The organism is Nocardioides panacisoli, assembly GCF_019448235.1.
GTDB lineage: Bacteria > Actinomycetota > Actinomycetes > Propionibacteriales > Nocardioidaceae > Nocardioides > Nocardioides panacisoli_A.
Genome location: NZ_CP080409.1, coordinates 1146519 through 1172926, shown reverse-complemented (window position 1 = coordinate 1172926; position 26408 = coordinate 1146519). Strand labels below are relative to the sequence as shown.

The 26408-nt window shown below is 72.8% G+C and carries 29 protein-coding genes and 1 riboswitch; of the genes, 23 read left to right on the top strand and 6 right to left on the bottom strand.

Annotation, left to right across the window (positions count from 1 at the left end; genetic code table 11):
- The first annotated feature begins 48 nt into the window (after positions 1-48).
- The 6 genes from metK to ligD all read left to right on the top strand — a co-directional run bounded on the left by metK (position 49) and on the right by ligD (position 7302).
- On the top strand, positions 49-1245 hold the full coding sequence (gene metK / locus KUV85_RS05750; protein ID WP_219962258.1) for a methionine adenosyltransferase: 1197 nt from the start codon (positions 49-51) through the stop codon (positions 1243-1245).
- Positions 1246-1380: 135 nt separating this feature from the next.
- On the top strand, positions 1381-3429 hold the full coding sequence (locus KUV85_RS05745; protein ID WP_219962257.1) for a primosomal protein N': 2049 nt from the start codon (positions 1381-1383) through the stop codon (positions 3427-3429).
- 48 nt (positions 3430-3477) lie between these two features.
- The gene (def, locus tag KUV85_RS05740; RefSeq protein ID WP_219962256.1) at positions 3478-4023 is read left to right on the top strand and encodes a peptide deformylase; all 546 of its coding nucleotides are present in this window, start codon (positions 3478-3480) and stop codon (positions 4021-4023) included.
- A gap of 74 nt (positions 4024-4097) precedes the next feature.
- A complete protein-coding gene (fmt, locus tag KUV85_RS05735; protein ID WP_219962255.1) occupies positions 4098-5024 on the top strand; it encodes a methionyl-tRNA formyltransferase in 927 nt (308 codons plus the stop codon).
- A gap of 1 nt (position 5025) precedes the next feature.
- Positions 5026-6360 (top strand): RsmB/NOP family class I SAM-dependent RNA methyltransferase, encoded by a 1335-nt coding sequence (locus KUV85_RS05730; protein WP_219962254.1) that lies wholly within the window; start codon positions 5026-5028, stop codon positions 6358-6360.
- A gap of 9 nt (positions 6361-6369) precedes the next feature.
- The gene (gene ligD, locus KUV85_RS05725; protein WP_219962253.1) at positions 6370-7302 is read left to right on the top strand and encodes a non-homologous end-joining DNA ligase; all 933 of its coding nucleotides are present in this window, start codon (positions 6370-6372) and stop codon (positions 7300-7302) included.
- 1 nt (position 7303) lies between these two features.
- Here ligD and KUV85_RS05720 read toward each other — a convergent pair whose 3' ends face one another.
- On the bottom strand, positions 7304-8461 hold the full coding sequence (locus KUV85_RS05720; RefSeq protein ID WP_219962252.1) for a hypothetical protein: 1158 nt from the start codon (positions 8459-8461) through the stop codon (positions 7304-7306).
- Positions 8458-8970: a SigE family RNA polymerase sigma factor gene (locus KUV85_RS05715; protein WP_219962251.1), complete on the bottom strand. Its 513-nt coding sequence runs from the start codon at positions 8968-8970 to the stop codon at positions 8458-8460. Before KUV85_RS05715 ends, KUV85_RS05720 begins: the two co-directional genes overlap by 4 nt.
- Positions 8971-9080: 110 nt before the next feature.
- Between KUV85_RS05715 and rpe the strand changes: the two genes are divergently transcribed.
- From rpe to KUV85_RS05675, 8 genes are all read left to right on the top strand, one after another.
- A complete protein-coding gene (rpe, locus tag KUV85_RS05710; RefSeq protein WP_219962250.1) occupies positions 9081-9734 on the top strand; it encodes a ribulose-phosphate 3-epimerase in 654 nt (217 codons plus the stop codon).
- 66 nt (positions 9735-9800) lie between these two features.
- Positions 9801-9930, top strand: a riboswitch (FMN riboswitch).
- Positions 9931-10038: 108 nt separating this feature from the next.
- Complete coding sequence (ribD, locus tag KUV85_RS05705; protein ID WP_237690253.1) at positions 10039-11046, top strand: bifunctional diaminohydroxyphosphoribosylaminopyrimidine deaminase/5-amino-6-(5-phosphoribosylamino)uracil reductase RibD; 1008 nt, start codon at positions 10039-10041, stop codon at positions 11044-11046.
- A complete protein-coding gene (locus KUV85_RS05700; RefSeq protein ID WP_219962248.1) occupies positions 11046-11702 on the top strand; it encodes a riboflavin synthase in 657 nt (218 codons plus the stop codon). The genes ribD and KUV85_RS05700 overlap by 1 nt, the downstream gene beginning before the upstream one ends.
- Positions 11699-12946, top strand: a complete 1248-nt coding sequence (locus KUV85_RS05695) for a bifunctional 3,4-dihydroxy-2-butanone-4-phosphate synthase/GTP cyclohydrolase II (protein ID WP_219962247.1) — start codon at positions 11699-11701, stop codon at positions 12944-12946. The genes KUV85_RS05700 and KUV85_RS05695 overlap by 4 nt, the downstream gene beginning before the upstream one ends.
- A gap of 1 nt (position 12947) precedes the next feature.
- On the top strand, positions 12948-13463 hold the full coding sequence (gene ribH, locus KUV85_RS05690; protein ID WP_219962246.1) for a 6,7-dimethyl-8-ribityllumazine synthase: 516 nt from the start codon (positions 12948-12950) through the stop codon (positions 13461-13463).
- On the top strand, positions 13447-13710 hold the full coding sequence (locus KUV85_RS05685; RefSeq protein ID WP_219962245.1) for a phosphoribosyl-ATP diphosphatase: 264 nt from the start codon (positions 13447-13449) through the stop codon (positions 13708-13710). The genes ribH and KUV85_RS05685 overlap by 17 nt, the downstream gene beginning before the upstream one ends.
- Positions 13711-13720: 10 nt before the next feature.
- Positions 13721-14569 (top strand): ATP phosphoribosyltransferase, encoded by an 849-nt coding sequence (hisG, locus tag KUV85_RS05680; RefSeq protein WP_219962244.1) that lies wholly within the window; start codon positions 13721-13723, stop codon positions 14567-14569.
- Positions 14557-14994, top strand: a complete 438-nt coding sequence (locus KUV85_RS05675) for a PH domain-containing protein (RefSeq protein ID WP_219962243.1) — start codon at positions 14557-14559, stop codon at positions 14992-14994. Before hisG ends, KUV85_RS05675 begins: the two co-directional genes overlap by 13 nt.
- Positions 14995-15001: 7 nt before the next feature.
- Here KUV85_RS05675 and KUV85_RS05670 read toward each other — a convergent pair whose 3' ends face one another.
- Together KUV85_RS05670 and KUV85_RS05665 are read right to left on the bottom strand one after the other, a co-directional pair.
- Positions 15002-15544, bottom strand: coding sequence for a uridine kinase family protein (locus KUV85_RS05670; RefSeq protein ID WP_219962242.1), 543 nt, complete (start codon positions 15542-15544; stop codon positions 15002-15004).
- Positions 15528-16754, bottom strand: a complete 1227-nt coding sequence (locus tag KUV85_RS05665) for an amino acid deaminase/aldolase (RefSeq protein ID WP_219962241.1) — start codon at positions 16752-16754, stop codon at positions 15528-15530. The genes KUV85_RS05670 and KUV85_RS05665 overlap by 17 nt, the downstream gene beginning before the upstream one ends.
- Positions 16755-16822: 68 nt before the next feature.
- On the opposite strand from KUV85_RS05665, the gene KUV85_RS05660 reads away from it, so the two are divergent.
- The 7 genes from KUV85_RS05660 (at position 16823) to pheT (ending at position 23488) form a co-directional block, all read left to right on the top strand.
- On the top strand, positions 16823-17344 hold the full coding sequence (locus tag KUV85_RS05660; protein ID WP_219962240.1) for an SseB family protein: 522 nt from the start codon (positions 16823-16825) through the stop codon (positions 17342-17344).
- A gap of 316 nt (positions 17345-17660) precedes the next feature.
- Complete coding sequence (gene infC, locus KUV85_RS05655; protein WP_237690211.1) at positions 17661-18302, top strand: translation initiation factor IF-3; 642 nt, start codon at positions 17661-17663, stop codon at positions 18300-18302.
- A gap of 21 nt (positions 18303-18323) precedes the next feature.
- Positions 18324-18518 carry a 50S ribosomal protein L35 gene (gene rpmI, locus KUV85_RS05650; protein WP_219962239.1) on the top strand — a complete coding sequence of 65 codons (195 nt, stop codon included), beginning with the start codon at positions 18324-18326 and terminating at the stop codon, positions 18516-18518.
- A 44-nt stretch (positions 18519-18562) separates the two neighbouring features.
- Positions 18563-18952 (top strand): 50S ribosomal protein L20, encoded by a 390-nt coding sequence (gene rplT, locus KUV85_RS05645; protein WP_219962238.1) that lies wholly within the window; start codon positions 18563-18565, stop codon positions 18950-18952.
- Positions 18953-18971: 19 nt separating this feature from the next.
- Complete coding sequence (locus KUV85_RS05640; RefSeq protein ID WP_219962237.1) at positions 18972-19763, top strand: TrmH family RNA methyltransferase; 792 nt, start codon at positions 18972-18974, stop codon at positions 19761-19763.
- A 102-nt stretch (positions 19764-19865) separates the two neighbouring features.
- Positions 19866-20990 carry a phenylalanine--tRNA ligase subunit alpha gene (gene pheS / locus KUV85_RS05635; protein WP_219962236.1) on the top strand — a complete coding sequence of 375 codons (1125 nt, stop codon included), beginning with the start codon at positions 19866-19868 and terminating at the stop codon, positions 20988-20990.
- Positions 20987-23488 (top strand): phenylalanine--tRNA ligase subunit beta, encoded by a 2502-nt coding sequence (gene pheT / locus KUV85_RS05630; RefSeq protein WP_219962235.1) that lies wholly within the window; start codon positions 20987-20989, stop codon positions 23486-23488. The genes pheS and pheT overlap by 4 nt, the downstream gene beginning before the upstream one ends.
- A gap of 4 nt (positions 23489-23492) precedes the next feature.
- Here pheT and KUV85_RS05625 read toward each other — a convergent pair whose 3' ends face one another.
- Together KUV85_RS05625 and KUV85_RS05620 are read right to left on the bottom strand one after the other, a co-directional pair.
- Positions 23493-24056, bottom strand: a complete 564-nt coding sequence (locus KUV85_RS05625) for a TIGR00730 family Rossman fold protein (protein ID WP_237690210.1) — start codon at positions 24054-24056, stop codon at positions 23493-23495.
- A 19-nt stretch (positions 24057-24075) separates the two neighbouring features.
- Positions 24076-24873, bottom strand: coding sequence for a maleylpyruvate isomerase family mycothiol-dependent enzyme (locus KUV85_RS05620; RefSeq protein WP_219962234.1), 798 nt, complete (start codon positions 24871-24873; stop codon positions 24076-24078).
- Between the two features lie 83 nt (positions 24874-24956).
- On the opposite strand from KUV85_RS05620, the gene argC reads away from it, so the two are divergent.
- A complete protein-coding gene (gene argC / locus KUV85_RS05615; protein WP_237690209.1) occupies positions 24957-25994 on the top strand; it encodes an N-acetyl-gamma-glutamyl-phosphate reductase in 1038 nt (345 codons plus the stop codon).
- Positions 25991-26401: an ACT domain-containing protein gene (locus tag KUV85_RS05610; protein WP_219962232.1), complete on the top strand. Its 411-nt coding sequence runs from the start codon at positions 25991-25993 to the stop codon at positions 26399-26401. The genes argC and KUV85_RS05610 overlap by 4 nt, the downstream gene beginning before the upstream one ends.
- Positions 26402-26408: the final 7 nt, after the last annotated feature.

The window sequence follows — 26408 nt, the reverse complement described above, 5'->3', positions numbered from 1 at the left end:
CGCGACAACCGCGTCGCGACGCCACGAGCCAAGAGCAGGAGATCATCAGTGACCGGACGCCTCTTCACCTCCGAGTCCGTGACCGAGGGACACCCGGACAAGATCGCCGACCAGATCAGCGACTCGGTCCTGGACGCGATGCTCGCCCAGGACTCCCACAGCCGGGTCGCCGTCGAGACACTGCTCACCACCGGCCTGGTCGTCGTCGCCGGTGAGGTGACCACGACCGGGTACGTCGACGTCAAGCAGGTCGTGCGCGACCGGATCGCCGAGATCGGCTACGACAGCTCCGAGAAGGGCTTCGACGCCGCCACCTGCGGCGTGATGGTCGCCATCGGCGGGCAGTCCGGCGACATCGCCCAGGGCGTCGACACCGGCTACGAGGCCCGGGCGGAGTCCTCGGTCGACGCCATGGACAAGCAGGGCGCGGGCGACCAGGGCCTGATGTTCGGCTACGCCTGCGACGACACCCCCGAGCTCTTCCCGCTGCCGATCAAGATCGCGCAGACCCTCGCCGAGCGCCTCACCGCGGTCCGCAAGGACGGCACGATGGACTACCTGCGTCCCGACGGCAAGACGCAGGTCACCATCGAGTACGACGAGGACGCCAATCCGGTGCGCGTCGACACGGTGGTGCTGTCCACCCAGCACGCCGACGAGATCCACCTCGACGACACGCTGGTGCCCGACGTCAAGAAGCACATCATCGACCCGGTGCTGGCCGACTTCGACATCCCCTCCGACGACTACCGGCTGCTGGTCAACCCGACCGGACGCTTCGTCGTCGGTGGCCCGATGGGCGACGCGGGCCTCACCGGCCGCAAGATCATCGTCGACACCTACGGCGGCATGGCCCGCCACGGTGGTGGCGCCTTCTCGGGCAAGGACCCCTCGAAGGTCGACCGCTCCGCGGCGTACGCCATGCGGTGGGTCGCCAAGACCGTCGTCGCGGCCGGCCTGGCGCGGCGCTGCGAGGCGCAGGTCGCCTACGCGATCGGCAAGGCCGCCCCGGTCGGCGTCTTCATCGAGACCTTCGGCACCGGTGAGGTCTCCAACGAGGCCCTCCAGAAGGCCGTGCTGGAGGTCTTCGACCTCCGCCCGGCCGCCATCATCGAGGACCTCGACCTGCTGCGCCCGATCTACGCCCAGACCGCGGCGTACGGCCACTTCGGTCGCGAGCTGCCCGACTTCACCTGGGAGACCACCGACCGCGCCGACGCGCTGCGCAAGGCGGTCGGGCTGTAGGTCCCGAGGATCCCCGGTCAACCGGGGATCCTGGTACTGATCAGGGTTTGCAAGACCTCAGGAGTGGAGGTTTCCCCGGTTGACCGGGGAAACCTCCACTCTGCTCGTGTCGGGCACCGCTGGTAGAACAGCGCCATGGCCGACGACGAGCACCTCGAGCTCCCGGGGCTGGTGCGCGACAAGGTCCGCGAGGGCCAGGCCAAGGCGCGGGCGACCCGGGCGCGCAAGGACGCCAACGCCGAGATCGCGGCGACGGCACCCGTCGCGCGGGTGAGCGTGGACGTCCCGCTCGCGCACCTGGACCGCACCTTCGACTACGCCGTGCCGGCGAGCATGGCCGAGGCGGCGCAGCCCGGGGTCCGGGTCAAGGTCCGCTTCGCGGGCAAGGACGTCGACGGATTCGTGGTCGGGCGGAGCGAGACCAGCGACCACGACGGCCGGTTGGCGCCGTTGCGGCGCGTCGTCAGCGCCGAGCAGGTCCTGACGCCCCAGGTCCGAGACCTGTGTCGGTCGGTGGCCGACCACTGCGCCGGCGTCGCGGCCGACGTACGCCGCCTCGCGGTGCCGCCGCGCCACGCCACGGTGGAGAAGCAGGACTCGCCACCGGCCGCGCCGCTCCCGACGGTGCCCGACCCGGTGGCCACCGACGCGCCGTGGGCGGCGTATCCCGAGGCCGAGGCGTTCGTGCACCACCTGAGGGCCGGGGGAGCGCCCCGCGCGGTGTGGGGTGCGGCGCCGGGCGAGGACTGGCCACGACGCCTCGCCGAACTCGCCGCGACCGCCCTGGACGCCGGTCGCGGCAGCCTGCTGTGCGTCCCGGACAACCGCGACGTCGACCGGCTCGACGCCGCCCTGCGGGCGGTCGTGGGGGAGGACCAGCACGTCGTGCTCCGCGCCGACGTCGGGCCGGGCCCCCGCTACCGCGACTTCCTCGCCGTGCTGCGCGGCACCCGCCGCATCGTCATCGGCACGCGTTCTGCGGCGTTCGCCCCGGTGCAGGACCTCGGCCTGGTCGCGATCTGGGACGACGGCGACGACCTCCACGTCGAGCACCGGGCGCCCTATCCCCACACCCGCGACGTGCTGGTGCTGCGCTCGCGGGAGGAGGGAGCTGCCGCCCTCATCGGTGGCTTCGCCCGCAGCGTCGAGGCGCAGCAACTGCTCGGCACCGGCTGGGCCCGGGAGATCGCACTGCCCCGTGACCGGGTGCGCGAGCGTGCCCTCATCGCCATCAGCGGCGCCAGCGAGTTCGCGTTGCGTCGCGACCCGGACTCACCGGCCGCGCGGTTCCCCCTCGAGGCCCGCGACGCGATCCGCTGGGGCCTGGAGCGCGGGCCCGTGCTGGTCCAGACCCCCCGCGCCGGCTACGCCCTGCGCCTGGCCTGCGACCGGTGCCGTACGCCGGCGCGCTGCGCGACCTGTGCCGGGCCACTTCAGCTGCAAGGCCCGACCGACCCGCCGCAGTGCCGGTGGTGTGCGGCCGAGGCACCGGGCTGGACCTGCGGCGAGTGCGGCGGCCGGGGCCTGCGCGCTCCCGTGCTGGGCGATGCCCGCACCGCCGACGAGCTCGGCCGCACGTTCCCCTCGGTGCCGGTGGTGACCTCGTCGGGCGACCGCATCCGCGCCTCCGTGCCGTCCCGGCCCCAGATCGTCGTCGCGACACCCGGTGCCGAGCCACCGGCCGCCGATGGCTATGCCGTCGTCGTGCTGCTCGACACCTGGCTGCTGGTCGGGCGTGACAGCCTCCGGGCGGGGGAGGAGGCGTTGCGCCGCTGGTGCAACGCCGTCGGGCTGCTGGCGCCGGGGGGCCGCGCGCTCGCGGTCGGCGAACCCGGGTTGCCGGTACTGCAGGCCTTGGTGCGCTGGGACCCCGCTGGCTTCGCCGCGCGCGAGGCCGCCGACCGCGCCGAGGCGCGGATGCCGCCCGGCGCACGACTGGCGACGGTGACCGGCGAGCCCGGCGCCGTGGACGACGCCGTGACCCTCCTCGGGCTGCCCGAGGGAGGAGAGGTGCTGGGGCCGCTGCCGCTGCCGGACACCGACCCGCCCGAGGACCGGGTGGTGGTGCGGACTCCCCGCCAGCACGGCGCCGCGTTGACGCGGGCCCTGCAGGAGATGCAACGTGTGCGCTCGGCACGCAAGCTCGACGCCGTCCGGGTGCGGATGGACCCGGTCGAGGTCTGAGGCCGCTCACTAGACTGGATCCCCCACGAGCCCAGGAGGAACCGCACCGTGGCCGTCCGCCCCATCCGCCTCTTCGGCGATCCCGTGCTGCGCCAGCGCGCCAGCGAGGTCGTCGACTTCGACGCCGAGCTGCGTCGCCTGGTCAGCGACCTGACCGACACCATGCTCGACGCTCCGGGCGCAGGGCTCGCCGCACCCCAGATCGGCGTCGGGCTCCGGGTCTTCACCTGGTCGGTCGGCGGCGAGGTCGGCCACCTGATCAACCCGCGCCTCACCCTGTCCGAGGCGACCCAGTTCGGTCCCGAGGGCTGCCTGTCGTTGCCGGACCTGGAGATCGACTGCCTGCGGGCGCAGCACGTCGTGGCCGCCGGCTTCGACCTGCACGGTGAGCCGCTGGTCGTGGAGGGCTCCGACCTGCTGGCGCGTGCCATCCAGCACGAGACCGACCACCTCGACGGCGTGCTGTTCATCGACCGCCTCGACAAGGCGGCGCGCAAGGAGGCCATGCGCCAGGTCCGCGAGGCGGAGTGGTTCGGTCTCGAGCAGCCCACCGTCAAGGTGTCGCCGCACCCCACCGGCGGGTTCGGCATCTGAGCCGCACCGCGCGTCGACCAGCACCGGGCCGTCAGCCGGCCCACCCACCAGCACCTCACGAACAAGGAGCACCATTGCGCGTCGTCTTCGCCGGCACCCCCGAGGTGGCCGTGCCCGCCCTGGAGGCGGTGGCCGCCTCCGACCACGAGCTGGTCGGGGTCGTCACCCGTCCCGACGCCCCGTCCGGCCGAGGCCGCAAGCTCCGCGAGAGCCCGGTCGCCGAGCGTGCGCGCGAGCTGGACGTGCCGATCCTCAAGCCCGCCCATCCCCGCGACGAGGAGTTCCAGGCCGAGCTCCGCGGGCTCGCGCCCGACTGCTGCCCGGTCGTGGCGTACGGCGCCCTCATCCCGCGCAGCGCGCTCGACATCCCGCGCCACGGGTGGGTCAACCTGCACTTCTCGCTGCTGCCCGCCTGGCGCGGTGCCGCACCGGTCCAGCACGCACTGTGGGCCGGCGACGAGGTCAGCGGCGCCACGACCTTCCGCATCGTGGAGGGTCTCGACGCCGGCCCCACCTTCGGCATGATGACCGAGACGGTCCGCCCGACCGACACCTCCGGAGCGCTGCTGGAGCGACTGGCCGACGGCGGCTCCGAGTTGCTCGTGGCGACACTCGACGGCATCGCCGACGGCAGCGTCGAGGCGCGCGAGCAGCCCGAGGAGGGCGTGAGCCTCGCCCCCAAGATCACCACCGAGGACGCGCGGATCGACTGGACCGAGTCCGCGGTCGCGGTCGACCGGCGCATCCGCGCCTGCAGCCCCTTCCCGGGCGCCTGGTCGACGCACGAGGGTGAGCGGATCAAGGTCGGTCCGGTCCGGATCGATCCCGACAAGCAGCTCGAGCCCGGCGTCGTCGAGGTCGGCAAGAACTCCGTCCACGTCGGCACCGCCACCCATGCGGTGCGCCTGGGCGAGGTCAAGGCGTTCGGCAAGAAGCAGATGGAGGCCGCCGCCTGGGCACGTGGCGCCCAGCTCGGGGACGCGCCCCGGTTCGGCGACTGAGGTGGCCGGCCCCTCCCGTCGCCGCAGCCGGGTCGACCCGCCGCGCCGGGCGGCGTACGACGTGTTGCGCGCGGTGCGCGTCGACGCGGCCTACACCAACCTCGTGCTCCCCGCCGTGTTGGCAGAGCACGGCCTGACGGGGCGCGACGCGGCGTTCGTGACCGAGCTGACGTCCGGCACCATCCGGATGCAGCGGACCTACGACGCCGTCCTCGACGCCTGCATCGACCGGCCGCTGCGCAAGGTGCAGGCCAAGGTGCTCGACTGCCTGCGGCTGGGCACGCACCAGCTGCTCGCGATGCGGGTCCCCGACCACGCCGCGATCGACACCACCGTCGACCTCGTCCGCGACCGCGCCGACCGCGGCGCCGCGGGGTTCGCCAATGCCGTGCTGCGCAAGGTGGCCGTCGACGACCTCGACACGTGGCGGCAGCGCATCGGCCCCGACCCGGGCGTCGTGCACAGCCATCCGGAGTGGGTGGTGGCCGCGTTGCGGGAGGCCGTGGGCGAGGCGGAGCTGGCGGACCTGCTCGCCGCCGACAACGTGCCGCCGCGCGTGACGCTCGTGGCCCGACCCGGTCGCTCGACGCGCGAGGAGCTGCCCGGCGAGCCCACCCGGTACTCGCCGTACGGCGTCGTGTTCGAGGGTGGCGTGCCCGGCGAGGTGCCGGCCGTGGCCGAGGGGCGTGCCGCGGTGCAGGACGAGGGCTCCCAGCTGGTCGCCCACGCGCTGGCCTCGGCTCCGTTGGCCGGCCGCGACGAACGGTGGCTGGACCTCTGTGCCGGCCCCGGGGGCAAGGCGGCGCTCCTGGCGGCCCTCGCGGGGGAGCGGGACGCCGCCCTGGTGGCGGTCGAGCAGCACGCGCACCGCGCGGCGTTGGTACGTCGTGCGCTCGACGGCGCGGGCACGGTGCTGACGGCCGACGGCACGGCGCCACCGTTGGAGGCGGAGAGCTTCGACCGGGTCCTCGTGGACGCACCCTGCACCGGCCTCGGCGCGCTGCGGCGCCGCCCCGAGGCACGGTGGCGACGACAGCCGGGCGACGTGCCCGAGCTGGTGGTGCTCCAGCAGCGCCTGCTGGCCTCCGCCCTCGACCTGGTCCGCCCGGGCGGCCTGGTGCTCTATGCGACCTGCTCGCCGGTGCTGGCCGAGACCCGCGACGTCGTGGCGGCCGCCACGGGCGCTGAGGTGGTCGACGTCCGCCAGCACCTGCCCGGCCTGGACGATGCCGAGGGCCCGCTGCCCGGCACGGCCCAGCTGTGGCCGCACCGGCACGGCACCGACGCGATGTTCCTCGCGCTCCTGCAGCGCTCCGGGGAGCCCACGACCCGCTAGCGTGGCCGCATGGCGAGTCCCTTCGTGGAGATCGAGGTCGACGACCGGGTCGTGAAGGTGACCAACCCGGAACGGGTCTACTTCCCCGACCTCGGCGCCACGAAGCTCGACCTCGTCGAGTACTACCTCGCGGTCGGACCGGGGATCGTCAACGCACTCTGGGAGCGACCGTGCATGCTGCACCGCTTTCCCAAGGGCCTCGCCGGCGACAAGGTGCACCAGAAGCGGCTGCCGCAGGGTGCGCCGGCGTGGGTGGAGACGGTCGAGCTGACCTTCCCGCGCTGGAACCGCACCGCCGACGAGCTCTGCGTGACCGAGCTCGGCGCCGTCATCTGGGCGGTGCAGATGTCGACCGTGGAGTTCCACCCCTGGAACAGCCGCCGCGGCGCGGTGGAGGAACCCGACGAGTGGCGCATCGACCTCGACCCCGGACCGGAGGCGCCGTACGCCGCGGTGCGCGAGGCCGCGCACGTCGCGCACGAGGTGCTCGACGACCTGGATGCGGTGGGATTCCCGAAGACCAGCGGCAGCAAGGGGCTCCACGTCTACGTCCGGGTCCGGCCCGACCACGGCCACCAGGTCGTCCGGCGCGCGGCGCTCGCCTTCGCCCGCGAGTGCGAACGACGCGCCCCCGACGTCATCACCACCGCCTGGTGGAAGAAGGACCGCGACCCGGCCCACGTCTTCGTCGACTACAACCAGAACGCACGCGACCACACCATCGCCGCGGCGTACTCGGTCCGGGGCCTGCCCGACGCCCGTGTCTCGACGCCGATCCGGTGGGACGAGGTCGACGACGTCGACCCCCACGACTTCACCATCGAGACGGTGCCGGACCGCTTCGCCGAGCTCGGCGACCTGCACGAGGCGATCGACGAGCACGTCTTCGACATCGCACCGTTGCTGGAGTGGGCCGACGCCGCCGAACTGCCCGAGGACTGACTCAGTCCTCGAGCTCCTGCCAGGTGGCGCCGCCGTCGGTCGACTCGTGGATGCCGCGTGCCGTTGCGAGGTAGAGCCGGTCACCGTGCTGGGCTCCGCCACGGATGGCGAAGGCGTCGAAGCCGAGGTCTGCCTCCGTGACGCCGTCCGGACCACTGACCAAGGCGCCATCGTTCAGGGCGAGGATCGTGTGGTCCGGTCCCACCGGCCAGGACTGGAGGGCATCGGGGAGACGTTCCCGCAGCTCCCAGGTCACCATGTCGTCGCTGCGGTGGACCGCCACCTCGTCGGAGTCGGCGACGTCGCAGTAGGCGAACGCGCCGGACGTGCGGAACTCGTAGCCGGGGGTCGTGTCGGAGCGGCAGGGCCAGGACTGCTCCTGCCAGGTGCTGCCGTCGTCGTCGGAGACCAGCGGGGTCGTCTCGCCGTCCGACGAGCGTACGGCCACGAGCCGGTCGCCGGTCGATCCCATGCCCTCGATCGCCCGCGGACGGTCCACATCTGGGAGCTCCACGGGCTCCACGGTGTCCCCGCCGACCGGGCCGAGCCAGACGTTGAGCACGTCACGCGGGAGCGTGGAGCCGTCACTGGTGAAGCCGGCCTCCACGAGCCAGTAGTGCTCACCGGTCGCCCAGGCACCGATCTCGCCGCCCTCGGTGTCCTCCGGCGTCGGTCCGCGCACGGTCAGTGCGGTCCACGTGGAACCGCCGTCGTGGGTGACGTCGATCCCCGCGGCGTACTCGCCGCGCAGCATGATCCCGTCCCTGCCGTTTGGTGCCATCGACAGCCACAACGAGGTCTGCGGCACTGAGCGGAGCCGCTCCCACCCGGTGCCGTCGCGTTGCCAGAGCACCGAGCACTCGCAGTCGGGCTCGTAGGACGCGACCAGGGGCCCGGAGTCGCTGGTGGTCATGGTGCGGATATGGGTCGGCGAGGACGCCGGCGAGCTGTTGGCCGGGTCGGGGCCGTCATCGGTGAGGAGTCGTGCGGCCCCGAAGGAGCCGACGGCGACGAGGGCTGCGGCGGCGCCGGCCATGGTCGCGCGGCGCCGCTGGCGTCGCCGGCGGGCGCCGCGGCGTACGGCGGCGACGGTGGCGTGGGTGTCGGTGGCGACGTCCTCGTCGAGGGCGGTGCGCAGGTCGGTCTCGAAGTCGGTCATGGCGTGTCCTCGGATGCGTCGAAGGTGGCGGCGTCGGCCCGGAGCGTGGCCATGGCGCGGCTGGCCTGGCTCTTGACGGTGCCGACGGAGCAGTTCAGGAGCTCGGCCGTCTGGACCTCGGTGAGGTCCTCGTAGTAGCGCAGTGCGATGACCGCGCGCTGGCGTGGTGAGAGACGCCGCACCGCCGACCACAGGTCCTGGTCCGCGGGTCGGTCCACCCGCGTCGGTTCGGGTGCCGCGTCGAGCGGTCGTTCGCGGCGCACCTTGCGCCACACCGAGATGCTGCGGTTGACCATGAGCCGCCGCACGTAGGCCTCGGGCTCCCGCACGGTCGCCCAGTGGAGGAACGTCTTCTCCAGGGCGTCCTGCACCAGGTCGGCGCCCCGTTGCTCGTCACCGGCCAGCGCGCGGCCCAGCTTGGTGAGGTGGCCCAGCCGGGCCGCCACGAAGTCGGTGAACGACGCGTCCTCGCGTCGTCGGTCGTGCTCAGCGGCGTCCGGCGCCCTCACGACGCCTCCGCGTGTCCCAAGAATCCGCTCCATGCCCCGATGACGTGCGACCCGCCCCGATGGTTGCACGCGAGTGACGGCCGGAGCAGCGCCATCCCTAGGATGACGCCGTGGGCATCCAGATCACGCCGTCGATCCTCAACGCCGACTTCGGCCACCTCGCCGACGAGGTCGCCCGCATTCCGAGCGCGGACTGGATCCACGTCGACGTGATGGACAACCACTTCGTGCCGAACCTGACCTTCGGGCCGGGCATGGTCGAGGCGCTGGCCCGCAGCACCGACACCCCGTTGGACGCGCACCTGATGATCGAGGACGCCGACCGCAACGCACCGGCGTACGTCGAGGCCGGCTGTGGTTCGGTGACCTTCCACGTCGAGGCGACGAAGGCGCCGGTGCGGCTCGCCCGTGAGATCCGCGCCGCCGGCGCACGCGCCAGCATGGCGCTCAAGCCCGCGACGCCGATCGAGCCCTACGAGGACCTGCTCGCCGAGCTCGACATGGTGCTGATCATGACCGTCGAGCCCGGCTTCGGGGGACAGAAGTTCCTCGACCTGTGCCTGCCGAAGATCCGGCGGGCGCGCGCGATGATGGACAAGCACGGTGTCGAGACCCGGCTGCAGGTCGACGGCGGCGTGTCCCTGGAGACCATCGAGCGCTGCGCCGATGCCGGGGCCGACACCTTCGTCGCCGGATCCGCGGTCTACTCCGCCGCCGACCCCGACGCCATGGTGGAGCAGCTGCGCGCCCACGCGACCGTGTGACGACGACCACTCCGAGACGGCTGCACGTTCGGGCCTGGGGTGTGGCAGGCTGGTGGCCACAAGAGCTTGCGTGCTCTGGGGTCGGTGAAACTCCGAACCGGCGGTAACAGTCCGCGACCCGGTGACAGCCAGTTGCCGGTTGACCAGGTGGAACTCCTGGACCGACGGTCACAGTCCGGATGGGAAGTGCACGCAGGGTGAGCGACCGTCGCGAGCGCGACGCCGCGCGCCACGCCCGAGCCCCGGAGTCCGCACTGGACCCGAGGAGATGGACGCCGTGGCCGGTCAGGCGGAGGACGCCGCGATGCAGCGCGCGCTGCACCTCGCCGCGACCCCCGACGTCCCGCACCACCCCAACCCTCGCGTCGGTTGCGTGCTGCTGGACGACGACGGACGCACCGTCGGTGAGGGCCACCACCGCGGTGCCGGTACGCCGCACGCCGAGGTCGCCGCGCTCGCCGACGCAGGTGAGGCTGCCCGCGGCGCCACCGCCGTGGTGACGCTCGAGCCGTGCAACCACACCGGCCGCACCGGCCCGTGCGCGCAGGCCCTCATCGAGGCGGGCGTACGCCGCGTCGTCGTGGCCCAGCGTGACCCGAACCCGGTCGCCGCCGGCGGCGTCGCCACGCTGGAGGCGGCCGGCATCGAGGTCGAGGCCGGCCTCCGGGCCGCCGAGGCCCGCGCACTCAACGCGAGCTGGACCTTCGCCCACGAACGCGGCCGCCCCTACGTGACCTGGAAGTTCGCCGCCACGCTGGACGGCCGCAGCGCCGCCGCCGACGGCACGTCCCGCTGGGTGTCCTCCCGGCCGGCTCGCCTGGACACCCACCGCCTGCGCGCTGCCTGCGACACCATGCTCGTCGGCACCAACACCGTCGCGGTCGACGACCCCCGGCTCACCGTGCGCGACGAGCAGGACCAGCCCCTCGCCACCCAGCCGCTGCGGGTGGTGATGGGGGAGCGGGACCTGCCTGCTGACAGCGCGATACTCGACGACGCCGCGCCCAGCCTGCACCTGCGCACCCGCGACCCGCTCGTCGCGCTGCAGACGCTCCGGCGTGACCACGACCGCCACCACGTCTTCCTCGAGGGCGGGCCCACACTGGCCGCCGCCTTCCTGCGGGCCGGGCTCGTCGACGAGGTCGTCACCTACGTCGCCCCGATGCTGCTCGGCACCGGACGCAACGCGGTCGGTGACCTGGGCATCACCACCATCGCCGACGCCCGCCACCTGTACCTGCGCGACGCCACGGTCCTCGGCAGTGGTGCCGAGGCGAACGTCCGCCTGACCATGACCCCGGAGGAGACCTGATGTTCACCGGCATCATCGAGGAACTCGGCACCGTCGCCGCGATCGAGGACCAGGGCGACGCCGTCCGGCTGGCGATCTCGTGCGAGACCGTGCTGACCGATGCGGCGCTGGGCGACTCCATCGCCGTCAACGGCTGCTGCCTGACCGTCGCCGGCATCGACGACTGCGACCAGCGCATCGGCACCTTCACCGCCGACGTCATGGCCGAGACGCTGCGCCGCACCTCCACGGGGCAGCTGTCGGTGGGGGACCGGGTGAACCTGGAGCGCGCCGTCACCGCGGAGAAGCGACTCGGCGGCCACATCGTGCAGGGCCACGTCGACGGTGTCGGACGGATCGTCTCCCGCGAGCCCAGCGAGCACTGGGACGTGGTCGAGATCGCCCACCCCGACGAGGGGGACCTGGGCCGCTACCTGGTCGACAAGGGCTCGATCACTGTCGACGGCACCTCGCTCACGGTGGTGGAGGCGCGACCGACCTCCTTCACCGTGAGCCTGATCCCCGAGACCCTGCAGCGGACCACCCTGGGGTTCCGCCGCGCCGGCGACCCCGTCAACCTCGAGGTCGACGTGCTCGCCAAACATGTCGAGAAGCTCGTTCGCGCCTACTCGGCCGCCCCGGCCGCGCAGCGCGACGTGGAAGGGAACGACCGATGACCGTGCGCCTGGACTCCGTCGAGCGGGCGATCGAGGACATCGCGGCCGGCAGGGCCGTGATCGTCGTCGACGACGAGGACCGAGAGAACGAGGGTGACATCATCTTCGCGGCCAGCAAGGCCACGCCGGAGCTGATGGCCTTCACCATCCGCCACAGCAGCGGCGTCATCTGCGTCCCGATGCCCGGCGACATGCTCGACCGGCTCGAGATCCCACTGATGACGCCGCACAACCGCGACGCCTACCGGACGGCGTACACGATCTCGGTCGACGCCCGCGACGGCGTCACCACCGGGATCTCCGCCGCCGACCGCGCGCACACCGCGCGGGTGCTGGCGGACTCGGCGACGGAGCCGTGGGACCTCACCCGTCCCGGGCACGTCTTCCCGCTGCGCTACCGCGAGGGCGGCGTCCTGGTGCGGCGCGGCCACACCGAGGCGGCCGTCGACCTGGCCAACCTCGCCGGCCTCACGCCGGCCGGCGTGCTGGTGGAGGTCGTCAACGAGGACGGCACGATGAAGCGCTCGCCCGAGTTACGCGAGTTCGCCGACGAGCACGGCCTGGCGATGATCTCCATCGAGGACCTGGTGCGCTACCGGCGCCGCCACGAGGTCCACGTGGTCCGGGAGGCCGAGACGCGGCTGCCCACGCGCCACGGCGACTTCACCGCGGTGGGCTACACGATCACCGTCGACGGCAGCGAGCACGTCGCGCTGGTGTACGGCGACCCCGCCGACCTGGCCGACGGCGAGCCGGTGCTGACCCGGGTGCACTCGGAGTGCCTCACCGGCGACGTCTTCGGCAGCAACCGCTGCGACTGCGGACCCCAGCTGGAGGAGGCGATGGCCCGCATCGTGGAGGAGGGCCGCGGCGTGGTCGTCTACCTGCGTGGCCACGAGGGCCGCGGCATCGGCCTGGTCGCGAAGCTGCAGGCCTACCAGCTCCAGGACGGCGGCCGCGACACCGTCGACGCCAACCTCGAGCTGGGCCTGCCCGCCGACGCCCGCCACTACGGGGCCGCGACCCAGGTGCTGCGCGACCTTGGCGTGGGCAGGGTGCGGCTGCTGACCAACAACCCCGACAAGATCAGCAACCTCGAGGAGTACGGCGTCACCGTCACCGAGCGCGTGCCGCTCACGCCGCACCCCAACGATCACAACCTGTCCTACCTGCTGACCAAGCGCGACCGGATGGGGCACGAGCTGCCCGACCTGGCCACCGCCGACGAGACCCGAGGAGCCTGACATGGCTGGACACGGCGCCCCCTCCACCGAGCCGGTCGACTGCGGTGACCTGCGGGTCGCCGTGGTGGCCGCGAGCTGGCACACCGAGGTCATGGACGGCCTGCTCGCCGGCACCCGGCGTGCCCTGGCCGACCACCGGGTCGTCGACGCCGAGGAGGTCCGCGTGCCGGGGACGTTCGAGCTGCCCGTCGTGGCGGCCGAGCTGGCCGCGACCCACGACGCGGTGATCACCCTCGGCGTCGTCATCCGCGGCGGTACGCCGCACTTCGACTACGTCTGCTCGGCCGCCACCGACGGGCTCACCCGGGTCGGGCTGGACACCGGCACGCCGATCGGCTTCGGCGTGCTCACGTGCGACACCGAGCAGCAGGCACTCGACCGCGCCGGCCTCGCCGGCTCCCGGGAGGACAAGGGGTACGAGGCCACCGCTGCCGCACTCGCGACCGCCCGGCTCCTGTCGGGTCTCCGGGCGTCCGGGACGACCGGTAGGCTGAGCGCCCGTGAAGACGTTCGATGAGCTCTGGGTCGAGCTGAAGGGCCGGGCGGCCGCCCGCCCCGAGGGCTCCAGCACCGTCGCGCTGCTGGACGCCGGCGTCCATGGGGTCGGCAAGAAGCTGGTCGAGGAGGCCGCCGAGTCCTGGATGGCGGCCGAGCACGAGGGCAAGGAGCGCACGGCCGAGGAGATCAGCCAGCTGCTCTACCACGCCCAGGTGCTGATGCTCGCCAGCGGCATCGAGCTCTCCGACGTCTACGACTACCTCTGAGGACCACCGCATGACCCGCCTCAAGATCGCGATCCCGAACAAGGGATCGCTCTCCACCGCCGCGACCGAGATCCTGCGCGAGTCCGGCTACAAGCAGCGCAGCGACGCCAAGGAGCTGCGCCTGCTCGACGTCGAGAACGATGTGGAGTTTTTCTACCTGCGCCCGCGCGACATCGCGCTCTACGTGGGCGAGGGCACCCTCGACGTCGGCATCACCGGCCGCGACCTGCTGCAGGACTCCGGCGCCCACGCCGAGGAGATCATGCCGCTGGAGTTCGGTCGCAGCACCTTCCGTTTCGCCGGCCCGCAGGGTGCGTTCACCGACGTGGCCGACCTCGCGGGCAAGCGCATCGCGACCTCCTACACCGGCGTCGTGCGCAGTCACCTGGCCGAGAAGGGCATCGAGGCCGAGGTCATCCGGCTCGACGGTGCCGTGGAGACCAGCATCCAGCTCGGCGTCGCCGACGCCATCGCCGACGTCGTCGAGACCGGCGGCACGCTCCGCCGCGCCGGGCTCGACATCTTCGGCGAGCCGATCCTGGAGTCCGAGGCCGTGCTGATCGCCCGCTCCGGCGACCACGCACCGGCGTTCGAGGTGTTCAAGCGCCGCCTGGACGGCGTCCTGCTGGCGCGCGGCTACGTGATGATGGACTACGACATCCGCGAGTCCGACGTCGAGCGAGCGGTCGCCCTCACCCCGGGCATCGAGGCCCCCACCATCTCGCCGCTGGGCAAGCCGGGCTGGGTCGCCGTCCGCGCGATGGTGCGACGCAGTGGCTCCCAGCGCCTCATGGACGAGCTGTGGGAGGTCGGCGCCCGCGCCATCCTGCTGACCGACATCCACGCATGCCGGCTCTGAGCGTGCAGCCCCGCACCTGGCGCCCGCTCGGGCCGCGGATCGCCGCCGCGGTGTTCTCCGCGGTCCTGGTCGGTGCGTTCGCCTACCTCTGGCTCAGCTTCGACCAGGAGACCAAGGAGGAGGTCAACCTCGTCCAGCGGATCACCGTGGTCGTCATGGTCGGGGTCGGCGTGGCGCTGCTCCACGCCCTCGCGCGCTCGAAGGTCGTCGCGCGCGACTCCGGACTGGTGCTGGTCAACGGCTACCGACGTCGCGAGTACGAGTGGGCCGAGATCATCGCGATCCGGATGCCACCCGGAGCACCGTGGCCCACGCTGGACCTCGCCGACGGCACGACCGTCTCGGTGCTGGGCATCCACGGCTCGGACGGTCGGCGCGCGACCGAGGCGGTGCGCGAGCTCAAGGGGCTGCTGGACCCGGGCTGAGCACGCCTCAGGTCCGAAACACCAGGTCGGCGCGCTGTTCGGTGCCGTCGGTCGCGAAGTGCGCCTCCTCGTCGCGCCGCCACCCCTCCCAGCGGTACGTCGACCCCTCCCGAGCGACCCAGCGGCGGTGCCGTTCCGGCACGGGCGCGGTGAGCCAGACCAGCACCGTGTGCAGTTCGGCGAACCGGCGGTGACCGGCGCCGACGCCCTCGAGCACCAGCCAGCGGCACGGCGTGACGGTGACCTCCTCGGCCGGGGCCGCGGCGTACCAGTCGTAGCGGCGGTAGTGGCCCGCGAGGCCGGCCGCCAACGGCTCCAACAGCGTCGCGAGCTGCCGGTCGACGGTGGGCAGGCCGGCCCAGCCGTCGTAGAGGTCGTCCATGTGGAGCACGCGTGCTGTCGGCTCCTGTTCGGCGAACGCCGCCGCGACCGTGGTCTTGCCCGCGCCCGCGGGGCCGTCGATGCAGACCAGCCGCGTCGCCCCGAGGGTGGGCGCCCGCTCGGCCGCCTCCGCGCGGACGGCGGCGGCGATGTCAGAAGGCGAGGCCATGGCCCCGGTAGGTCGGCACGGTCTCGACCACGGTCTCCCCACTGACCAGGTGCACCGCAGCGGTGTGCTCGAACGGCTCGCCGGACTTCGCGTGGCGGAACCACACCCGGTCGCCGATGCGCAGGCGGGCCGCGCCGCGCCCGGTCAGTGGCGTCTGCACCTCGCCGGCTCCCTCCAGTCCGGTGAGGTGCAGGTCGGCGGGTGCCCAGGGGAGCGGCAGCCGGTCCTTGCCGGCCGCCCCCGACGCGATGAGCCCGCCGCCGTGCACGGTCGCCACCTCGGCGGAGGGCCGGCGGGTCACGGGGAGGCCGAAGAAGGACGCGGGTCGGGGGTCGAAGGACTGGTAGTGGTCGAACAGCGCGGGGACGAGGAGCCCGGACCCGGCGGTGACCTCGGTGACCGAGGGGTCGCCGGCGGAGACCTCGATCGAGCCCGAGCCGCCGGCGTTGAAGAACTCCAGGTCACCCACCCGGGCCAGGGCGCGGGTCAGCTGCTCCCGACGCACGCGGAGCTGCGCGACCGAGGCGTCCTTGACGCGGCGGACCAGCAGCGACTTCGCGCGCTGGTGCGGCACCTCGTCGGGAACGCCCGCGACCTGCCCCTCGTAGGTCATCACCCCGACCAGGCTGAACCCCGGCCGCTCGGTCACCGTCCGCGCCAGGCGGACGACGTCGACGGTGTCGTGCAGCGGGGAGCGCTTCGGGCCGACCACCTGGTTGCCCCAGTGCAGGCCCGCGTCGACGTCGACGGCGACCCGCACCGGCACGGCCGCCGAGGACCGCACGGCGTCGACCAGGTCCAGGTGGGCGGGGTCGTCGACCATCAGCGTGATGCGCGACGCGGCCCGCGGCGAGGCGACGAGGCGCGCGAGCGCGTCCCGGTCCACGCTCGGATAGGCGACCACCAGGTCGTCGCTGACGCCCTCCTCTTCCAACCACAGCGCCTCCGCGAGCGTGTAGGCGAGCACGCCGGCGAAGCCCGGGTGGGCGAGGGCACGGCGGACCAGTGCCGGCACGCGCAGTGACTTCGACGCGACCCGGATCGGTACGCCGGCAGCACGGCGGGCGAGGTCGTCGGCGTTGGCGTCGAACGCATCGAGGTCCACCACGAACGGTGGCCCACCCATGGGCGTCGGGATCGTGGCGAGCGCGGCGTCGAGCCGACGGGCGAGACGGTCCCGACCGGCGGGGTCACGGGTGGTGGCAGGCACGGCGACATCGTGGCACGCGCACCTGCGGCGATGCCGGGTGGCGAGCCGAGGGATGGGACCATGACGCCGTGACCGAATCCGCGCGCCGCCTGCAGGGCTCGGCCTACACCGACGACGACGGCTCCGCCGATCCCGTGCTCGGCGCCGCCCTCGCGAGGCAGGCCGCCGACGACGCGGCGTACCCGGTGGCGCTCGCGGCCCTGGCGGGTGCCCGCGTGCTGGTGCCCGTGGTGGCGGTCCTCGGCGAGGTGGAGTACGACGACCGCGGCCTCGCGCGGGACAAGTCCAGCGACATGGCCGCGGTCCTGATGACCGGCGCCGACGGCCGCCGAGCCCTGCTCGCCTTCACCGACACCGCGGCGTTGGCGACCTGGGACCCCGACGCGCGACCGGTACCCGTCTCCGCGGTGCTCGCCGCGCAGACCGCGGCCCAGGAGGGCGCCGACGCATTGGTGGTCGACGTCGCCGGCCCCCACCGGTTCGTGGTGAGCGGCCCGGACCTGCACCGACTCGCGGCCGGATGGCGTCCCGTGCGTCTGGCCGACGGCGGCTGGGGCTGGCTCACCGAGGATTCGGCGCCGGCGGAATGAATCCGCTACGCTCGGGCGTTGACCGATCAGTGGTCGTCGACTGAGGGGACTCAGGCAGCGATCGCCGATCCACAAGCGGAGTCACCAGCACCATCGTCTCCCACCCGCATCGACCGCCCGCTCCGGCGGGTCACCAGGTCGTCGGGTCCGGTCCCACGGTTGGTCGTACCTCACCAGAGGTGCGGGTGACGGTGTCCAGACTGGCTTCCGCTTGGCACAGGGCGGAGGCCGTTTCTCGTTTTCGGGGGGATGGTCCGCTACCGACGAACTTGGAGGACACATCAGCAACGAGCTGCGCATCAACGAGCGGATCCGGGTGCCCGAGGTCCGACTCGTGGGCCCCAACGGCGAGACGGTCGGCATCGTGCCGACCGACCAGGCCTTCAAGCTGGCCCAGGAGGCCGACCTGGACCTGGTCGAGATCGCGCCGATGGGCAAGCCTCCCGTCTGCAAGCTCATGGACTACGGGAAGTTCAAGTACGAGAACGCCCAGAAGGCCCGTGAGTCGCGACGGAACCAGACCAACGTGGTCATCAAGGAGATGAAGCTCCGGCCCAAGATCGACACCCACGACTACGAGACCAAGAAGGGTCACGTCGTGCGGTTCCTCCAGGCCGGGGACAAGGTCAAGATCACCATCATGTTCCGCGGTCGCGAGCAGCACCGTCCCGAGCTCGGGTTCCGGCTGCTGCAGCAGCTGGCCGAGGACGTGGAGGAGCTCGGCTTCGTCGAGTCCCGTCCCAAGCAGGACGGCCGCAACATGACGATGGTGCTCGGCCCGCACAAGAAGAAGTCCGAGGCCAAGGCCGAGGCGAAGGCGGCCAAGGCCGCGAAGGCGGCCGAGCAGGCCGAGCACGACGCCGACGACACCGCCGAGCGTGCCGAGCGCAAGCAGCGGGCCGCCAAGAAGAAGGCCAAGAAGCGCAACGAGGCCCTCGACCCCGACATGGACCTCTAGGTCAAGGAAGAGAGAACGACAATGCCGAAGAACAAGACGCACTCCGGAGCCAAGAAGCGGTTCAAGGTGACCGGCTCGGGCAAGATCCGCCGGGGCAAGGCCGGCATGCGACACAACCTCGGCCACAAGTCCTCGCGGGTCAAGCGCCGGATGAGCGGCACCACCGAGGTCGCGGCCAACGACACCGCCCAGGCCAAGAAGCTGCTCGGCCGCTGAGCGGCAGCACCTGAACCCCACTCAGCACCGAAGGAGCCACGAACATGGCACGTGTCAAGCGCGCAGTGAACAGCCACAAGAAGCGCCGCACCACCCTGGACCGCGCGAGCGGCTACCGGGGCCAGCGGTCGCGCCTCTACCGCAAGGCCAAGGAGCAGGTCACCCACTCGCTGGTCTACTCCTACAACGACCGCCGCAAGAAGAAGGGCAACTTCCGCAAGCTGTGGATCCAGCGGATCAACGCCGCTGCCCGCGCGGAGGGCCTGACCTACAACCGCTTCATCCAGGGCCTGAACCTGGCCGGCGTCGAGGTCGACCGCAAGGTCCTGGCCGACCTCGCCGTCAACGAGCCGGCTGCCTTCAGCAAGCTCGTCGCGCAGGCCAAGGAGGCCCTGCCCGCGGACGTCAACGCGCCGTCCGAGGCCTCGGCCTGATCATCGCCGACACGTCGCGATGACACTCCTGGGCGCGGGCAACGCCCGCGTGAAGGAGGCACGGAAGCTCAGCCGCCGCTCGGTCCGATCCGAGCGGCGGCTCTTCCTTGCCGACGGTCCGAAGGCCGTGGAGGGCGCGCTCGGCGTCCCCGACTGCGTCGTGGAGGTCTACGCGACACCCGACGCTGCCGCGCGGTACGCCGACCTGCTGGCCGGCACGGAACCGGTCCTGGTCGACGACCGCGCCCTCGCCTCGCTCAGTGACGCCACGACCCCCGCCGGCATCGTGGCGGTCTGCCACCACCTGGACCGGCCCCTGTCGCAGGTGCTGGCTCCCGACGGCCGCGACGACTCCCGGCTGGTCGCGATCTGCGCCGACGTGCGCGACCCCGGCAACGCCGGCACCGTCGTACGGACGGCCGACGCCGCCGGTGCCGGTGGCGTCGTGCTGGCCGGCGACTCCGTCGACGCGCACAACCCCAAGACCGTCCGGGCCAGCGTCGGCAGCGTGTTCCACGTCCCGTTCGCGCTCGAGCGTGACCCGGGCGCCGCCGTCCGTGCCGCGCAGCGGGCCGGACTCACGGTGCTGGCCGCCGACGGTGGGGGAGAGGTCGACCTCTTCGAGGCGGACGAGCTGTTGGCGGGTCCGACCGCGTGGCTGTTCGGCAACGAGGCCTGGGGGCTCCCAGCCGACCTCGCCGGTCTCGCCGATCACCGCGTCCGGATTCCGATACACGGGCTCGCGGAGAGCCTCAACCTCGCCACCGCTGCCGCGTTGTGCCTGTACGCCTCCGCGCGGGCACGGCGCTGAGGGGCCACGACGGGGAGCGCCACCGACAACCCGTTCGCAGCCTGCGCGGTCGGGTTCCTAGACTTGGCCCGCACCGACCCACCGCACGAGCAGAGGACACCCATGTCCGGTCCCAACACCGACTACGACCCGGTCGAGGTCGCCCAGCTGCAGCCCGAGGCGGTCGACGCCGCCCGGGAGGACGCCCTTGCCGCGATCGCAGCCGCCACCGACCTGGACGCGTTGAAGCAGGTGCGCACCGATCATGCCGGTGACCGCTCGCCGCTGGCCCTGGCCAACCGGGAGATCGGGGCCCTGCCGCCACAGGCACGCAAGGAGGCCGGCCAGCGCGTCGGCAAGGCCCGAGGCGAGGTCAAGCAGGCCCTGGCGTCGCGGGAGGAGCAGCTCACCGCCGAGCACGAGGCCCGCATCCTGGTCGAGGAGACCGTCGACGTCACCCTCCCCACCGACCGGCAGCCCCTCGGCGCCCGGCACCCGTTGACCACCGGCGCCGAGCTGATCGCCGACATCTTCGTCGCGATGGGCTGGGAGGTCGCCGAGGGTCCCGTCATCGAGGCGGAGTGGCTCAACTTCGACGCCCTCAACCTCGGCGCCGACCACCCGGCCCGGACCATGCAGGACACCTTCTGGACCGCCAACTCCGACGCCGAGGACGACCTCGACGGTGGCGGGTCCGGCGTCGTCCTGCGCACCCACACCTCGCCGGTGCAGGCCCGCACGATGCTCTTCCAGGAGCCGCCCATCCACGTCGTGTGCCCCGGTCGGGTCTTCCGCACCGACGAGTACGACGCCACCCACAGCCCCGTCTTCCACCAGGTCGAGGGCCTGGCGATCGACGAGGGCATCACCATGGCGCACCTCAAGGGCACCTTGGACCACTTCGCGGCCCAGATGTTCGGCCCTGGCAGCCGCACCCGCTTCCGCCCGTCGTACTTCCCCTTCACCGAGCCCTCGGCCGAGGTCGACCTGATCTGCTTCGTGTGCAACAACGTCGACCCCGCCGAGTGCCGCACCTGCCGCGGCGAGGGCTGGATCGAGTGGGGCGGCTGCGGCGTGGTCAACCCGCGCGTGCTCACCGCCTGCGGTGTCGATGTCGAGCGCTACACCGGCTTCGCCTTCGGGATGGGCATCGACCGGACCCTGATGTTCCGACACGGACTGGAGGACCTGCGCGTGCTCTTCGAGGGCGACGTCCGCTTCACCACGGCCTTCGGGAGCGAGCTGTGAAGACACCCGCGTCCTGGATCCACGACTACGTCGACCTCCCGGCCGAGGTCACCACCGAGGGACTGGCCGACGCCCTGACCGACCTCGGCCTGAAGCTGGAGTCGATCGAGAGCGCCGCCGCCGGCATCACCGGCCCGCTGGTGATCGGGCGGGTCCTGACCGCCGAGGCCGAGCCCCAGAAGAACGGCAAGACCATCAACTGGTGCACCGTCGACGTGGGGGAGGCCAACGGCACCGGCCAGCCGCAGGGCATCGTCTGCGGCGCCCACAACTTCGGCCCCGGGGACCTCGTCGTGGTCGTCCTGCCCGGCGGCGTCCTGCCCGGCGGCTTCGCGATCTCCGAGCGCAAGACCTACGGCCACCTCAGTGCCGGCATGATCTGCTCGGCCGCCGAGCTCGGCCTGGGGGAGGACCACGACGGGATCATCGTCCTGCCGGCCGACGCCGGGAGCCCCGGCGAGGACGCCCTGGGCGTGCTCGGGCTCGACGAGGAGGTCATCGAGCTCGAGGTCAACCCCGACCGTGCCTACGGGCTGTCGCTGCGCGGCATCGCCCGCGACGCGGCCCTGGCCTACGACGCCCCGTTCCGCGACCCCTGCGAGCGCCAGACCCCCGCCCCCGACGACGCGGGGCACCCGGTCACCGTCGACGACCCGACGGGCTGCCCCGTCTTCGTCGCCCGCACGGTCACCGGCTTCGACCCGGCCGCGCCGACGCCGGAGTGGATGGCGCGCCGCATCCGCCTGGCCGGCATGCGGCCCATCTCGCTGGCCGTGGACATCACCAACTACGTGATGCTCGAGACCGGTCGGCCGATCCACGGCTACGACCGCGACAAGGTCACCGGCCGTCTCGGCGTACGCCGCGCCGCGGCGGGGGAGCAGCTCACCACCCTGGACGGCACCCGCCGCACGCTGTCGGAGGAGGACCTCGTCGTCACCGACGAGTCCGGGATCATCGGCCTCGGCGGCGTCATGGGCGGGGAGACGACCGAGATGTCGGGCACGACGTCCTCGGTCATCGTCGAGTCCGCCCACTGGGACCCGGTGTCGATGTTTCGCACCGGGCGTCGCCACCGCATCACCTCCGAGGCGGGCAAGCGCAACGAGCGGGGCGTCGACCCGACCATCTGCGAGGCCGCGGCCGACCGCGTGGTGGAGCTGATGGTCGCCCACGGCGGCGCCACGGCGGAGCCCGGCGTGACCGTCGTCGGCACGCCTCCGGCGGTCCCGGCGATCACGATCGCCGCCGACCTACCAGCACGCGTCACCGGCATCGACGTCGCCGCCGCGACGACCGTGGCCCATCTCGAGGCCGTGGGGTGCACCGTCGCCAGCCATGCAGCGGAGGATGGTGCCGCCGCGACCCTGCAGGTCACACCCCCGCCCTGGCGTCCGGACATCACCGACCCGTTCGACCTGGTCGAGGAGGTCGCTCGTGTCGTCGGCTACGACGAGGTGCCCTCGATCGTGCCGCGCGAGGCGGCTGGCCGCGGCCTGACCCGGCCGCAGCGGCTGCGCCGACGCGTCGGCCGGGCCCTCGCCGGGGCCGGCTGCGTGGAGGTCATCAGCTTCCCCTTCGTCGGGCCGCGGACCTTCGACGCCCTCGGCCTGCCCGAGGACGACCCGCGCCGCCACACGGTGCCACTGGCCAACCCCATCTCCGCGGAGGAGCCCGGCTACACGACCACCCTGCTGCCGGGACTGCTCCACGCCGCCGGTCGCAACCTCGGTCGCGGGGCCAACGGCGTGGCGCTGTTCGAGACCGGCACCGTCGCGTTCCCCGCCGACCGCGGTCCGGCACCGATCCACGGCGTGGACCGGCGACCCGACGACACCGAGCTGGCCGCCCTGTTCGACGCGCTCCCGCGGCAGCCGCTCCACCTGGGCATCGTCCTGGCCGGCGAGCGGGAGCGCACCGGCTGGTGGGGCGAGGGTCGCGCCGCGGGGTGGAGTGACGCGATCGACCTGGTGCGACGCCTCGGCCTCGAGCTCACGGTGCCGGTGGCGCCGGTCCAGGCCACGCAGGCGCCGTGGCACCCGGGCCGGTGCGCGGCCGTCACCGTCGACGGTGAGGTCATCGGCCACGCCGGCGAACTGCACCCCAAGGTCTGCGAGGAGTTCGGCCTGCCGGTCCGCGGTGCCGCGGTCGAGTTGGACCTCGACGCGCTGCTCGCGGCGGCGCCCACGGTCGTGCCGGGGCCGGCGTTCTCCGCCTACCCGGTGGCCAAGGAGGACGTCGCACTCGTCGTGGACGCCGAGGTGACCACGGCCGCGGTGCAGGACGCCCTGCTCGAGGGGGCGGGTGACCTGCTGGAGTCGGTGCGGCTCTTCGACGTCTACGACGGCGCACAGATCGGGGAGGGCAAGAAGTCCCTGGCCTTCGCCCTGCGCTTCCGTGCCGAGGGCCGGACCCTCACCGAGGCCGAGACCGGCAAGGCCCGTGACGCCGCCGTCGCTCGGGCCGCCGAGCTCACCGGGGCGGTCCAGCGCGCCTGACCGATCAGGCCCGCTGGCCCCTCCGCGCCTCTAGGCCGGCCAGCACGTCCTCGAGTTCCGGGGCCACCACCAGCTCGTCGACCGTACGACGGTCGGCGAAGCCGGCCTCGACGATGCGGTCGAGCGTCGCCAGCAGTGGGTCCCAGAAGCCCCCCGGGTTCAGCAGTCCCGAGGGCTTCTCGTGCACGGCGAGGGTCTGGTGCGTCCAGAGCTCGAAGAACTCCTCGAGTGTGCCGAGTCCGCCCGGCAGGGTGAGGAAGGCATCGGCACGGGCAGCCATCAGGGCCTTGCGCTCGTGCATCGACTCCACGACGACCGACTCGATCCGGTCCCCGGCGGGGCGGCCCCACTCTCGGTCCACCATGAAGCGCGGGAGGACGCCGTACACCCGGCCGCCGTGGGCGAGGACCGCGTCGGAGAGGTGTCCCATGAGCCCGCCGCCACCGGCCCCGTAGACCAGCTCGATGTCGCGTTCGGCAAGGGCCCGACCCACGTCGTTTGCCAGGGTGACATGGGCCGGGTCGTGTCCGTCGCGGGAACCGAGGAAGACGGCGAGTCGGGTGATCACCCGCCGCAGGCTAGTGGGGTCAGTCGAGCGGTTGGTCGACCGCGGCCCGGAAACGGGCACGGGCCGCGGGGTCACCCGTCACCCGGATCCGACGGTCGTCGCCCCGCCGCCACAGCCACGTGTCGAGGTCGCCCGCCGTCCCGGCGATCGTGGTGTCCGCATCCTCGGTCGTCTCGACGCGGACGAGGTGGGGGCCCGTGACGTCGGTGCCGTCCGCGGGGTCGACGCCGTCGAGGTGGCCCGGCTGGACCTTGATGCGTACGTCGACATCGACCAGGTGCAGCGCGACCAGACCTCCCTCGGGGGTGAAGCGGGACCAGGTCGGGGGCGTGCCGCCGTACATCACCTCCATCAGCTCCGCGACGCCGTCGGCGGCGAGGTCCGGATCGAGCGGAGTGGTGCATCCCGCGGTCTGCTCGGCGTCGAGGCGGTGGATCAGCGCCTCGTGCGCCTGCCGGCGGAAGGTGAAGCCCACCGTCTGCTCAGGTGCCCACGACCACGCGGTCCCGGACGGGGCGGCCTCCTCGAGGGAGTCGGTCAGGCGCTCGGAGCACTCGTCGAAGCGGGCCAACAGCCCGGGTACGTCCGGCGGCCGGCTCGGCGGTTGCCAGGTCTCGTTCGGACCGGCGGGGCGCTCCGCGATCACCCGGCCCCAGAACGCCTGCACCTCGGCGAGGTGCCAGAGGAGGTCCGCAGCGTTCCGGTCGGGGCAGGCGGGTACCGGTGCGGCCGGGTCGCAGTCGGCCACCACGTCGCGGAAGCGCCGTGAGTCCGCGCGCAGGTGGCTCAGGTAGGTGACGAAGTCGAGGCGCGTCATGCGGGGAGGCTACGGCGACGTGCTGCGGTGCTCCAGCGGATTGCACGCCGAGTGGTAATGACGTTGCAGAGGTCTGTATAGTGATGCACATGAGCAAGGTCAGTGTCGCCGTTGCGGGCGCGAGCGGGTACGCCGGAGGTGAGGTGCTGCGGCTCCTCCTCGGCCACCCCGAGGTCGAGATCGGCGCCCTCACCGGCGCCAGCAACGCCGGCCAGTCGCTCGGTGCCCTGCAGCCGCACCTGACGCCGCTGGCCGACCGGGTGCTGTCCGAGACCACGGTCGACAACCTCGCCGGACACGACGTGGTCGTCCTGGGCCTGCCGCACGGTGAGTCCGGCCCGATCGCGGCCGAGCTCGGCGAGGAGGTCCTCGTGATCGACTGCGGCGCCGACTTCCGGCTCGCCGACGGCGAGGACTGGGAGAAGTGGTACGGCTCCGCCCACGCCGGGACCTGGCCGTACGGGCTGCCGGAGATGACCGGCCAACGTGAGCGCCTCGCCGGCACCCGGAGGGTCGCGGTCCCGGGGTGCTACCCAACGGTGACGACGCTGACGATCGGTCCCGCGATCGAGCAGGGCCTGGTCGACAACGACGTCGTGGTGGTTGCCGCCACCGGCACAAGCGGCGCCGGCAAGTCCGCCAAGCCCCACCTCATCGGGAGCGAGGTCATGGGCAGCGCGACGGCCTACGGGGTCGGCGGCGCCCACCGCCACACGCCCGAGATCCGGCAGAACCTCACCGCGCTCGCCGAGGAGGAGGTGCGGGTGAGCTTCACCCCGATCCTCGCCCCGATGGCGCGCGGCATCCTCGCGACCGTCTCCGCGCCGCTCCGGACACCGCTGAGCACCGAGCAGGCCCGCGAGGCCTACGCCGCGGCGTACGACGCGGAGCCGTTCGTGCACCTGCTCCCCGAGGGGCAGTGGCCCCAGACGCAGTCCGTCCTGGGCTCGAACGCGATCCACGTCCAGGTCACCGTCGACCCCGAGTCGGACCGCCTGGTCGCCGTCGGCGCGATCGACAACCTCGCCAAGGGCACCGCCGGCGCCGCCGTGCAGTGCCTCAACCTCGCCCTGGGACTGCCCGAGCAGACCGGCCTGTCCGCGGTGGGGGTGGCCCCGTGAGCGAGAGCGTCGCGCGCACCCTGCTGCGCTACCCCGAGACCCTGGCCGTCGTCCGGCTCGGCCCCGGTTCGGAGATCCCGCCCTGGGCCGAGTCGTCCTCGATCTTCTCCGTCACGGCCACCGCGACGGAGACCTCGCTGGTCTGCGCCGGCCGCAACGTGCCGAAGAAGGCACGCCACCAGGGCGACTTCGTGGCGTTCTGCGTCGAGGGCTCGTTGGACTTCGCCGAGACCGGGATCCTGGCCGGCCTGCTGGCGCCACTGGCGGAGGAGGAGATCAGCGTCTTCACGCTCTCGACCTTCGACACCGACTGGATCCTGGTGCCGCGCAGCGCCGCGGACCGTGCCGAGGAGGCGTGGCGACGATCGGGCCACGACACCCGCCCCGCCGAGCCAGTCCAGCCCTGAGCATTCC